We start from the raw sequence: 10,701 nt of genomic DNA on the forward strand, positions 1-10,701 counted from the left end.
CTGGTTGGTCGGTGTCAATCTGCGCACCGTCATCCTCGGCGTCCCGCCCACGCTGCCGGCCCTGCACCGCGCGCTCTCGCTCACCTACAGCGCCGGCGGGCTCTTGACCTCACTGCCGGTGCTATTGATGGCGCTCGGTGCGATCCCGGGTGCCTACCTTGTCAGCCGCGTCGGCGCGCGCCGGGCGGTTGCGGTGGGGCTCGCCCTGGTCGCGATCGGAGCTGCTCTGCGGGGCGCCTTCCCAAATGCGGTCATGCTCTTCGCCTTTACGGTGGTGTTCGCGCTGGGGATCGCGGTGGCGCAACCGGCGATGCCGAGCCTGGCGCAGGCCTGGTTCCCGCAGCGGATCGGACGGGCGATCGCGATCTACTCCAATGGCTTGCTGGTTGGCGAGGTGATCGCGGCCAGCATCACGCTGCCGTTCCTGCTGGTGCCCTTTGGCTGGCAGGTCGCGCTCGCGGTGTGGGCCGTGCCGGCGGCCATCGTGCTCGCGCTCTGGCTGATCGGCACCCCGACATCGGAGGCCGCGGTGGCGACCGCAGGCGCCTGGCTCCCCGACTGGCGGAGCGGGCGCATGCTCCGGGTCGGCTTGCTGATGGGTGGGGCCAGCCTCGTCTACTTCGGCATGAACAGCTGGATCCCCGACACGCTCGACGCGCGCCATGCTCATGCGTTGATTCCGTTGACCCTCGGCGCGCTGAACGCGATGCAACTCCCCATCAGTTTCTGGCTGGCGTTACGCGGCGACAGGATGCTGGGACGCCGCTGGCCCTATGTCCTTGCCGGGGTCGGGTCGATTGTGGGCGTCGCCGGTTATGCGCTGGCCCCGGCCGCCAGCGCGCCGGTCTGGGCGGGTCTCGCAGGGGCTGGCGCCAGTCTCGCCTTCATCCTCAACCTGGGCCTACCGGCCCTCTTCTCACCATCCGAGGTCGCGCGCACCAGCGGCTTGATGTTCACGATTGGCTACGGTGCGGCCTTCTTCGGCCCCGCGCTCGGGGGCTTTGCCTGGGACTGGAGCGGTCAATTCCGGTTCGCGCTGCTGCCGATGCTGATCGGTTCGCTCGCGATGCTCGCGTTCGGCGCGACCTTGCCCGCAATACGGATCAGTCCCGCAGGTCGGTCGGCGGCGTCCTCAGCAGACCGGTAATTGCCCGCAACCCGTTCAGAACGTCGTCGCGGTCGATCGCGTCGCGTCCGGCGCGCAGCGCGCGGGCCGTCGCGATCACTTGCGCGCTGAACGTCACGTAGCTGGTGAGGATGCTGCCGCGGACCGCGTGCAGCCGTCCTTGCGTGACCTCGGCTTCCACAGTGCCGAGCAGGCGGCCGGCCCGGCGCAGCGTCGGGTAGGCGTTGTCACGGGTCAGCTTGATCCGACGCAGCCGGTGAAAATAGGCGATGTCCGGCTCGGCCGGCGGCGGGGTGTCCATGAAGCGTTCAGCGCCGGCCAGCAGGCGCCGCATCGCGCCGTAGGCCGCATCGAGCCGGGCACTGCCGGTGCGCTCCTGGGTGTAGCCGTAGTGCCAGAGGATCACCGCATCGGCGAAGGAAAAGAACACGTTGCGATAGAGCGTGTCCCCGGTCAGCGTCGACATCAGCGCATTCCGCAGGCCGGCTTTGGCCTGCTTCAAGAGGGGTCGCTCGAAGAGGTCGTCGACCAATCCGGCCCACTGCGGGCGCGCCGCCTGGGAGGCGGTCGCCATCACCTGGAACGCGCGGATCGAGGGTAGTGCTTCGATCGCGGCGGCGACAGACGTCGATTCGCGGCCACCCAGCTCGAGCAATGCCGCGCGCGCCTCGGCGACCGCGGGATTCACGAGCGTGGGGCTCATCCGGCCTTCTCGAGGAACGGCCACTGCACCCGAGCCCCGAGCCGGTCCAGGTAACGGATGTCGATGATTTGCTTGGGGGCCTCGTAGTCGTCGCCGTTGAAGCCGTGGTAGTCGCTCCCGACGGTCATCAGTAGCCCATGCTGGTGGGCCAGCTCTTCGTAAATGGGGATCTGCTCTGGTTTGTGGCGGCGCGTGTAGACCTCCAGGCCATCGAGTATGGGCAAGACCTCCTTCATCAAGTCCTGGTCGGGCACCACTCCCGGATGCGCATGGACCGCCAGCCCGCCGGCCCCGTGGATGGTGTCGATCGCCTCTCGCGGTGATGGGATCGGGGTATAGAAATCGGCCGGCATGAAATCAACGGCCTTTCGCACACTGTCCCAGGCCTCTCTCTCCGTCATCAACCCGTGCTGAAGAACGAGCTTGAGGACGGCACCGGGCATCACGGTCGGTTTGTAGGCGAAGGCGTCGAGCCCGAGGTCGCGCCCGATCCCTTGCTCCTGCAGGATCCGGATCCAGGCGTTGGTCTGCTTGCGGAACACGCCCTGGGTCCGTTCGAGGAGCGCGAGGAGCGGGGGATAGTTCAGGTCGACCCCGTGCCCGAGGATGTGGCGGAACTGGTTGGGGGGATAGGTCGTGACCTCGAGGGCGGGTACGTAGCCAAGGCCGCGACCGTGGGCGATGGCCCGGGCACGGCTTACCCCCAGGATGGTGTCATGGTCGGTCAGCGCCATCACCCGAACCCCACGGTCGGCGGCTAGATTGGCGACCTCGTCAGGGTCGCGCCAGCCGTCACTCACCGTCGAATGCATGTGGAGGTCGGCTAGCACGGGCTCAGTTTACCGGGCACTTCCCGGATCTCGGCCCCAGCCGGATGGCAAACAGTGACGGTTTTCCGGACGGTCCCCGTTGAGAACGAATAAGAGCCGTCGGCAAAGTGTTTTCTTCAGGGGTGTATGGAGATGCTTGGAGAGCTAGAGCTGATTCGGTTGATCGAAGAGAACGAGTACCCCGCGCGCCTCGTCTCTGCCGGCGTGGTCTGGGTCGAGTTGGAGATCACAGACCCCAAGACCAACGCCGTTCGCCGGGAGCGGCTGTCCAAGTCAGCCTTCGCTGACCTCATCCTCGACTGGCGGGAGCGGCGCACACGCAATCTGCGCGAACTGAGCCCCGCCCTGCGCAAGATAGGCATTGCTGCCTAGTGCAATCGGCGCCCTTGAGTCTCTGGGCTAACAAAGGCTGACGCGGCCGCCCCAAGGGGGAAGCGACTGTTCGGCCAGAGGCCAGATGCGGCGGAGGCTGCATTGACAAGTTTTTCTGGCGGGCAGAAATCGCGACAGACAGCTGTCAAAGGCATGCCTCACGATGGGAGCATGGTCGCGATAGGGACGCTCGTAGAGCCTGGGGTGTCCAAACTCCAGGGTGCCGTCGACGAGCTCCAGACCGCCGTCCAGCGGGTGGCGCGCTGCATGGCCACCGCGGCGGAGGCCGACCTTGGCGAAGGGCTAATCCAGATCCGGGAAGTCGGGATCGATCCGCTGGAGGCGGCGTTTGCCAATGGGCTGCGGCGCTTCGATAAATCTGGGGAGTACAAAGCCGACGGCGCGCTCTCGGCGGTGGCCTGGGTGCGCGAGCGGTGCAACCTTTCCGCTGGAGCCGCCGCGGAACGGGTCAACGTCGCGCGTCAACTCGAGGCGCTGCCACAGATCGCCAAGGCGTTCGCCAGCGGCGACGTCGGCTTCCAGCACGTGGCGCTGATCGCTCGCACGGCGGAGAACGTCGGCAGCGCGCCCGTGCAACAAGAAGAAACGAACTTGCTCAAGGCGGCGCAAGCGATGGACCCGGGCCGCTTCGCCGCGGTCGCCAAAGGTTTCGAGCATCGGGTTGATGCGGCGGCCGCATTGGCCGAGACGAACCACGCCTACCAGCGACGGTACCTTCATATCAGCGAGCCGCAGGACGGCATGGTCCGGCTGGATGGCATCCTCGATCTCGAGGGCGGTGCCACGCTAAAGACGGCGCTCAACGCGCCGATGCCGCCACCGGCGAACGACGATGTCCGGACGCCCGGTCAGCGCCGCGTTGACGCCCTGGTTGACCTCGCCCGTCGGCCACTGGATGGCAGCAAGCTCGGGACGGTCGGCGGCCAGCGCCCGCATCTGGTCATCACGGCCAGCGCCGAGACGCTGGCAGGGCTTTCCGGCGCACCGCCCGCGGAGATGGCTGGGGCCGGACCGATTGCCATCGAGACGGCCCAGCGCTATGCGTGCGATCCGACGGTGAGCTGGCTGCTGGGGCATGGCGAGCTGGAGAGCGAGACCGCCAGCGACGCCCACCGGCAGATCCCGGCCGCCACCCGCCGCGCGCTGGTCGCGCGCGATCGCGACTGCGTCTTCAACGGCTGTCACCGGCCGGCGATCTGGTGCGATGGGCACCACCTGGTCTGGTGGACGCGTGGGGGGAAGACGGTGCTGCCCAACCTGGCTCTCGTCTGCGGCCGGCATCATCGCATGCTCCACGAAGAAGGCTGGACGCTAGAGCGAACAAAAGATGGTCATTGGAGGGCCAAGCCTCCACCCCAAAGCGTGCCTGCTAACGCTCGGTCGGCCTGATTCAGTCATCGCGAACTGAGCAAGCAAGCGCCGATGGCCGTGCGCCGGCTAGCGTAACCGACCACCGGCGATATCTACCCGGAAACTTCACGAGATCCGAAGCTCCAATCCTGGGAACGTCCAGCACCAGCACTTCCTCGAGCGACTTCCGTCGCATCCTGAGTTGGCCGCTAATTGCGGCGGCCGAAGATGCGGAGCAGGATGAGGAAGAGGTTGATGAAGTCGAGATAGAGGCTGAGCGCTAGCAGGAGCGCGTTGTTGTCGCCCGCCCGCTCGGCCTTGACCCGCCAGAAGTCGAAGAACGTCAGCCCGACGAACACGACCCCGAGGAAGAGGCTAAGCGCCAGCTGGCTGATCGGGAAGTGGAAGATCAACGTCGCGAAGCTGATCACGATGCCAACGAGTAGCGCCCCCAAGAGATATCGACCCCAGGCCGCCATGTTGATGCTGGTCAGATAGACGACCGCGGCGGCGACCAGGAAGATGCCGACCGTGCCCAGCAGCGCGCTGCCAACCGCATCGGGTTTGGCGTTCAGGTAGTAGGAAACGATCGGGGCGATGAAGAGACCCTCGACCACCGAGAAGACGGTAAAGAGGCCGACTGCGAGGCTCTGGTTCTTGCTGTTCGTCGCCGCCTGGATCCCGAAGATCAACCCGATGGCGACCAGGAAGTAAAGAATCCAGGGGATGTTCTGCGGCACCACGCCGGATATCCAGAGGTAGACGCCGCCCGCTGTGAGGGCCAGCGAGAGGGCAAGCCAACCCATCACTCGGCTGAGCAATGAACGCTCGACCTGGGTCTGCGTCTGGAGCATTTCGTGCGGCAACATCACTCTGAACCTACCACAGAATCCCGTGGGCTACACTATCGCGTTTTCTTATACTGATGGCTTCCGTGAGCAATTTGAACCGGCTCGGATCGACGCTTGCCTGTGGCCTTGGGCTGCTGCTGGCGGCCTGCGGCTCGAGCACCGCCACGGCGACCCCAACGCCGACCCCCAGCCGCCCCGGACCCGCCATGGTGCAGATCGAAAATTCGATCCTGGCGCGACCGCTGGCCGGGGTGCAGCCGGCCAACATCGTCTACGAATACCTGGCGGAAGGCGGCATCACGCGGATGACCGTGATCTACTTCTCGCCCTCGGGGAGCCAGAAGATCGAACCGGTGCGCAGCGCCCGGCCCGTAACGCTCCGGCTGTGGCACGCGTACCACGGCGTGCTCTTTTTCTCTGGCGCAAACATCAAAGTGCTGCAGGCGATCCAGGACCAGCACATCCCGGCGCTCACCGAGGGCAGCGATGGCGGCGCCTACTTTGCCCGGGATCCCAGCCGGCGGGCGCCACATAATCTCTATACCGACGGCAATCGCCTCGCCCAGGGCGTCGGTAAGTACGCCCCCGGCGTTACCTACGTGCTGCCGTCACCCGCTGAGCCCGCCGCCAGCCCGGCGCCCGCGGTCGCGAATCGTATCGTGTTCGACCAGACAAATTCCCACCGCGTCATCTACACCTACTCGGCCGCGGACAACGCGTACGCCTACGGCACGGCGCTCGGCGCGCTTGTGGACCAGGACACGGGTCAGCCGATCAAACCCGTAAACGTCATCCTGCTCCAGGTCGCGCATCACGACGCCGGCTTCACCGACGTCAACGGTGTGCCGGCTGTCGACTTCGACCTGCTAGGCACCGGTCCGGCTGATGTCTTCACCCGGGGTCATCACTACACGGCCACCTGGGACCTGTCGAACCCCGAGCTGCCCCTGAAGATCGTCGGCGCCGATGGCAAGGTGATGCGGCTTCCCAGCGGATTGACCTGGTTCCATCTGGTCGATCCAGGGACGCCTGTCACGGCGTCCTGACGTAGACTCGGGGCAACAGGCGCTCGAAGGCCGGTACCGCCTTGGTGCCGGCCGTTGTTCTTTCGTTAATCTAATTGACATGGTGATCACCACTCGTTTCGAGCTTGGCGCCCCCGTCGAGTCCGCTTGGGCATACCTGCTTGACGTGCCGAAGATCGCGCACTGCGTCCCGGGCGCGTCGCTCACCGAGGTGATCGACGACAAGACCTACGCCGGCAAGGTCGAGGTCAAACTCGGACCGATCGGCGTCTCCTACAAGGGGCGGATCAAGATCGAGAGCATGGACGAGACGACGCACACCGTGAACATCAGGGCCGAGGGCGCGGAAACGCGCGGCCGAGGCGGCGCCTCCGCCACGATGACGGCGCAGCTCGAGCCGAGTGCGAAGGGGACGAGCGTCGTGATGACCACCGACCTGGCGGTGAGCGGCGTGGTGGCGCAGTTCGGGCGCAGCGGCATCATGCAAGAGGTCGCTCAGCGCATGGCCCAACGGTTCGCCAGTTGCGTCGACCAGGAGCTCAAGGCCGCGACCCCAGCCGTCTGATCGCCGGGATTCTGCTCGCCGCCGGGCAGTCGACGCGGTTCGGACGCCAGAAGCTGCTCGAACCGTGGCGTGGTGAGCCACTGGTCCGCAAGACCGCTCGCTGCTTCCTCGAGGCCGGCCTTCGACCGCTCGTTGCCGTTGTCTCGCCCGACCCTCGCCTGATCGAGGCCCTCGCCGGCCTTGCGCTGACGACGGTCGAGAATGCCCATCCCGAAAACGGCATCAGTAGCTCGATCGCCATCGGCCTGCGTGCGCTCCCGGAAACGACGGACGCCGCCTTGATCGGCGTCGGAGACCAGCCTTATCTCACAGCGGAGGTCATTGAGGAACTCGTCCGTGCATTCTCACCGGGGCGGATCGTCGTCCCTCGTTGGGGCGACCACCGGGGAAACCCACCGGTGTTCGATCGTCGATTCTTCGCCGAGTTGCTGACGCTGCGTGGTGATCGGGGTGGTCAGGGCGTGATCGCGGCCCACCCGGATGCAGTCGTCGAGGTCCCTTTCGCTGCGAGGCTCGGCGATGATGTCGATCGCCCCGAAGACTGGCCCTCTTAGGCGATCGTGGTGCGGACCTGCCCGTAGCCCACGGCCAGCGCCCAGAGCAGACCGCCCAGGACCATGGCATCGATGCGCCAGCCGTAGAGACTCCCCGCTGCCGTCAGATTGTCGAGAAGCGAATGCAGAGTGCTCATCTCCAGTTCCGTTGCTGGATCCAGCATCGCGCTACTGTATGAGCGCAGACTCTGAGCGGCATGAGAAGACGCTGAGAAGTCAGCGCCTGCTCGGACGCGCCGCAGAATAGGCGCCCCCGGCGTGGAAAGGGCGGCGAGATAGACTAACCCGCCGAACGTGCCCTGCTAATGGCGTCGGCGCCGGTGTCCTCGACGAGCTCCAGGAACCGATCGACCAGGGCGGCATCCCACTGCTTACCCGCACCCTGCTCGAGTGTGTGGATCGCCTCTTCTTTCGTGCGGTGCCGCCGGTAAGGACGGTCGCTGGTCATTGCCACAAACGCGTCGGCGATCGCGATGATCCGTGCGAAGAGGGGAATTTGATCGCCCCCGAGTCCGTCCGGATAGCCGGAGCCGTCAACCCGCTCGTGATGATGGCGAACGGCCGGCAGGAGCTGGTCGGCGCGAGGCAACGGCCCGAGGATCTCCTCGCCGACGACGGGGTGACGTTTCACCTGGCTGAACTCTCCGGGATCGAGCCGACCCTCTTTGGAGAGGACGCCAACCGGAACGCTCAAAGTGCCAACGTCGTGCAGCAACGCAGCTTTATAGAGATACGTCAGCTGGTCGTCTGGCAGCCCGATTGCGCTGCCCAGTTGCATGGCCCAATGGGCGACCTTCTCGGCAAGGCCGGCGCTGCTGTGATCGCGATCCTCGACCGCGCGCGCCAGTGTGACAACGATCCCTTCGAGCTCATTAATCTGGCTCTTCAACTGGGTGATGCGACGCTGCGCGCGCACCAGCGTCAGCAAGGTGTCCCGCGCCACAGGCATGACCGCGACGTCGTCCGCCCCCGCGCCGACCGCCCGCTGTCGCAGCGCCTCGTCGACCGCCGCGATCAACAGCACCACCGGGGTCTCGTGAGTTGCGGGTGCCTGCTTGATCGCCCGGCAGACTTCGATCCCATCCATGTCGGACAGTGCCGCCTGGCAGAGCACGAGATCCACCGGCTGCGCCGAGAGCATGCGCAAGGCCGCCGCGCCGTCCCTGGCGGTAATCACGTGGTGTCCGGCCGCCTCGAGATGGATGCGCAGCTCACGCTCGCTGTCGGCGTCGTCTTCGGCCACCAGCACGGTCGCAGGGGTATCGTCCGCCTGGTCGCCGCCCGCCGCCGCGCTCATTTTCGGAGCCGTGCCCCCAACTTGCTGAAGTCGCGCTCGGCCGCCATTCGCATGAACGAAAAGGCTCGGTCGTCTTCGCCACGGCTGCGCAGGACGTCGGCGTACATGGCGCACACCTCGGCGAGCTTCCCGGCGGCGTTCCGCTCCTTGAGGAGCCGTAGCGCGAACGCGAAGTGGCGGTCAGCGATGCTCGCGTTGCCCTGGCGCTCGACGGCCTCGCCCTCGAGCGCGGCGGCCACTGCGAGGTGCAGGTGATCGCCCGAGCGCTCGGAGGCCTGCCGTGCTTCTCGGGCGTGCGCGAGCGCGTCGTCCACCCTGTTGTCGTCAAGGTCGTAGCGAGCGAGCGCGCCGGCAGCCACGCCGATCTCGAAATCATCTCGGATCTCCCGTGCCCGCGCCAGGCAGCGCTGCTGAAGCGCGGTCGCCTCGCGTTTACGGCCCGCGGCATAGTGCACGTCGCCCAGGTTGTTGAGCACGCGGTTGGCCGCACGATGCTCTCCAATCCTAGAGTGAAGATCCAGCGCACGGTTGCAGTGCTCAACCGCGCGCGCGAGGTCGCCAACCGCCCGTGCGGAAATGCCGAGCGCCATGTGGGCGTTGGCGATGCGAAGGCGGCTTTCGGCATCAATGGCGGCGTCCAGTGCACGCTGCAGGTGCTCGTCAGCCTTTTCGAGTTGCCCCAGTGCATAGCACGTCCGGCCGAGGTTGGTCAGGACCCTGGCGCGGAGGGCGGGATCCGCGTGCTTGCTGGCATCGAGCCAGCCGAGCGCGCGAAGGTTGGCCTCGGTCGCGGCATTGAACTGTTCTTGTTGCTGCTGCACGTAGCCGATGTCGGCGTAGATGGCGGCGCTGAGCTCGGGGTCATCCGGTGGTGCGGTCGCGGCCGCAGTCTGGAGCGAGGCCAGTGCATCGTTCAGGCGGCTCAACGCTTCGAAGGCCACGCCCTGAATTCGTAGCAGCTCGGCGCGCTCATTGGCGGTCGCCGGAAGGGCCAGGCCTTCGTTGACCAGGTCGAGCGCGCGTTCCGGCTCCTGCGCTTTGACCGCGAGCTCGGCACTCTTGCGCAGATAGGTCAGCTCGTGCGGGGATTTGTCATCGGTGAAATGACCCAGCGGAAGACCGAGGCGCTCGGCCATCATGCGGAGCTTGGGCAGGGACGGGGTGGTTCGGTTGCGCTCGATCTGGCTGATGAAGCCTTTGGTTGCGAGGCCCTTCGCCAGTTGCTCCTGGGTCAGCCCGCGGGCAAGTCGGGCCTCCCGAAGACGATCTCCGACAGAGTTCATCAGATGCTCTTGAGTATAGCTTCGCTAAACCCGCTTGGGAGAAGTATATTGACAGCCAATTGAACCGGGTGTTAAATTCCGGCTAATCGGTCGGAGCGCCCGGTAACCCCAAGGAGGGTGCTCATGTACCGATTCTTCGCACTGGCCGCCGTCGTCGTCGCCGCTGTGCTCGCCGTCGCCGACTCGTTTCCGTGCGGAAAGTAGTCGAGGTTCCGGGGGCTCGGACGGGCGCTTGCCTTCGGGTAAGCGCCTTTTTTTTGGGCTCGGGGGCGTTTAGGGTGAGGCGGTCGGCGAGGCCTTGGGCGACGCGCTGGCTGAGGTGGTGGCCGGCTGCAGCGCAGCCAGCTGCTGCAGGATCTTCCCAAGCGCCTGGATATCGCTCGCGTAGGTGGTGAAGTCGCCATTCTTGAGAGCGGTCTGGGCGTTGGTGTAGTCCTGGTTTGCTTGGGCGATCAACTGTGCGACCGTGCCGCTGGGCGGCGGCGTGGTGCCGCCTGGCGGCGTCGTTGGTGTCGCCTGGCCGAGCAGGGCGGCGAGGGCCTTGTCGAGCGTGTCTTCCATCACGACGTTCTGGCCGGTGGCAACGATCACCTTCTTCAACTGCGGTTTGGCAACGTTGGTGGCTTCAAGGTAGACAGGCTCGATATAGAGCAGCGACGTCTCGATTGGGAGGACGAGGAGGTTGCCACGGATCACGCTCGAACCCGGGGCGTTCAACAACGCG

Annotated in this window: 13 protein-coding genes; 6 read left to right on the plus strand and 7 right to left on the minus strand. The window is 66.0% G+C overall.

The window, feature by feature from the left end:
• The first annotated feature begins 4 nt into the window (after window positions 1–4).
• Window positions 5–1,147 carry an MFS transporter gene (locus VHK65_07685; GenBank protein ID HVS06034.1) on the plus strand — a complete coding sequence of 381 codons (1,143 nt, stop codon included), beginning with the start codon at window positions 5–7 and terminating at the stop codon, window positions 1,145–1,147.
• Here VHK65_07685 and VHK65_07690 read toward each other — a convergent pair.
• Together VHK65_07690 and VHK65_07695 are read right to left on the minus strand one after the other, a co-directional pair.
• On the minus strand, window positions 1,104–1,829 hold the full coding sequence (locus VHK65_07690) for a hypothetical protein (GenBank protein HVS06035.1): 726 nt from the start codon (window positions 1,827–1,829) through the stop codon (window positions 1,104–1,106). The two genes, VHK65_07685 and VHK65_07690, sit on opposite strands and share 44 nt — an antisense overlap.
• Window positions 1,826–2,659 (minus strand): PHP domain-containing protein, encoded by an 834-nt coding sequence (locus VHK65_07695; protein HVS06036.1) that lies wholly within the window; start codon window positions 2,657–2,659, stop codon window positions 1,826–1,828. The genes VHK65_07690 and VHK65_07695 overlap by 4 nt, the downstream gene beginning before the upstream one ends.
• 159 nt (window positions 2,660–2,818) lie before the next feature.
• On the opposite strand from VHK65_07695, the gene VHK65_07700 reads away from it, so the two are divergent.
• Both VHK65_07700 and VHK65_07705 read left to right on the plus strand, forming a co-directional pair.
• Window positions 2,819–3,031: a hypothetical protein gene (locus VHK65_07700; protein ID HVS06037.1), complete on the plus strand. Its 213-nt coding sequence runs from the start codon at window positions 2,819–2,821 to the stop codon at window positions 3,029–3,031.
• Between the two features lie 153 nt (window positions 3,032–3,184).
• Entirely contained in the window at window positions 3,185–4,441 is a 1,257-nt protein-coding gene (locus tag VHK65_07705; GenBank protein HVS06038.1) for a DUF222 domain-containing protein, read from the plus strand.
• Between the two features lie 170 nt (window positions 4,442–4,611).
• Here VHK65_07705 and VHK65_07710 read toward each other — a convergent pair whose 3' ends face one another.
• Entirely contained in the window at window positions 4,612–5,271 is a 660-nt protein-coding gene (locus VHK65_07710; GenBank protein ID HVS06039.1) for a Bax inhibitor-1 family protein, read from the minus strand.
• A 65-nt stretch (window positions 5,272–5,336) separates the two neighbouring features.
• Here VHK65_07710 and VHK65_07715 point away from each other — a divergent pair, with 65 nt between their 5' ends.
• From VHK65_07715 to VHK65_07725, 3 genes are all read left to right on the plus strand, one after another.
• On the plus strand, window positions 5,337–6,299 hold the full coding sequence (locus VHK65_07715; protein ID HVS06040.1) for a DUF3048 domain-containing protein: 963 nt from the start codon (window positions 5,337–5,339) through the stop codon (window positions 6,297–6,299).
• 79 nt (window positions 6,300–6,378) lie between these two features.
• Window positions 6,379–6,843: an SRPBCC family protein gene (locus VHK65_07720; protein ID HVS06041.1), complete on the plus strand. Its 465-nt coding sequence runs from the start codon at window positions 6,379–6,381 to the stop codon at window positions 6,841–6,843.
• Complete coding sequence (locus VHK65_07725; protein HVS06042.1) at window positions 6,801–7,397, plus strand: nucleotidyltransferase family protein; 597 nt, start codon at window positions 6,801–6,803, stop codon at window positions 7,395–7,397. The genes VHK65_07720 and VHK65_07725 overlap by 43 nt, the downstream gene beginning before the upstream one ends.
• Here VHK65_07725 and VHK65_07730 read toward each other — a convergent pair.
• From VHK65_07730 to VHK65_07745, 4 genes are all read right to left on the minus strand, one after another.
• Entirely contained in the window at window positions 7,394–7,561 is a 168-nt protein-coding gene (locus tag VHK65_07730) for a hypothetical protein (protein ID HVS06043.1), read from the minus strand. The two genes, VHK65_07725 and VHK65_07730, sit on opposite strands and share 4 nt — an antisense overlap.
• 116 nt (window positions 7,562–7,677) lie before the next feature.
• Window positions 7,678–8,694: an HD domain-containing phosphohydrolase gene (locus tag VHK65_07735; GenBank protein ID HVS06044.1), complete on the minus strand. Its 1,017-nt coding sequence runs from the start codon at window positions 8,692–8,694 to the stop codon at window positions 7,678–7,680.
• Window positions 8,691–9,977 carry a helix-turn-helix transcriptional regulator gene (locus VHK65_07740; GenBank protein ID HVS06045.1) on the minus strand — a complete coding sequence of 429 codons (1,287 nt, stop codon included), beginning with the start codon at window positions 9,975–9,977 and terminating at the stop codon, window positions 8,691–8,693. Before VHK65_07740 ends, VHK65_07735 begins: the two co-directional genes overlap by 4 nt.
• Window positions 9,978–10,250: 273 nt before the next feature.
• The coding region (locus tag VHK65_07745; protein ID HVS06046.1) for a hypothetical protein at window positions 10,251–10,701 on the minus strand (451 nt) is incomplete at its 5' end.

The sequence above is a fragment of the Candidatus Dormiibacterota bacterium genome, from assembly GCA_035544955.1.
GTDB lineage: Bacteria > Chloroflexota > Dormibacteria > CF-121 > CF-121 > CF-13.

Bases quoted from the DNA above. Each gene is read 5' to 3' on its own strand.
- VHK65_07740 (HVS06045.1), bottom strand. From the start codon at position 9,977: ATGAACTCTGTCGGAGATCGTCTTCGGGAGGCCCGACTTGCCCGCGGG.
- VHK65_07730 (HVS06043.1), bottom strand. From the start codon at position 7,561: ATGCTGGATCCAGCAACGGAACTGGAGATGAGCACTCTGCATTCGCTT.
- VHK65_07710 (HVS06039.1), bottom strand. From the start codon at position 5,271: ATGTTGCCGCACGAAATGCTCCAGACGCAGACCCAGGTCGAGCGTTCA.
- VHK65_07690 (HVS06035.1), bottom strand. From the start codon at position 1,829: ATGAGCCCCACGCTCGTGAATCCCGCGGTCGCCGAGGCGCGCGCGGCA.
- VHK65_07735 (HVS06044.1), bottom strand. From the start codon at position 8,694: ATGAGCGCGGCGGCGGGCGGCGACCAGGCGGACGATACCCCTGCGACC.
- VHK65_07720 (HVS06041.1), top strand. From the start codon at position 6,379: ATGGTGATCACCACTCGTTTCGAGCTTGGCGCCCCCGTCGAGTCCGCT.
- VHK65_07705 (HVS06038.1), top strand. From the start codon at position 3,185: ATGCCTCACGATGGGAGCATGGTCGCGATAGGGACGCTCGTAGAGCCT.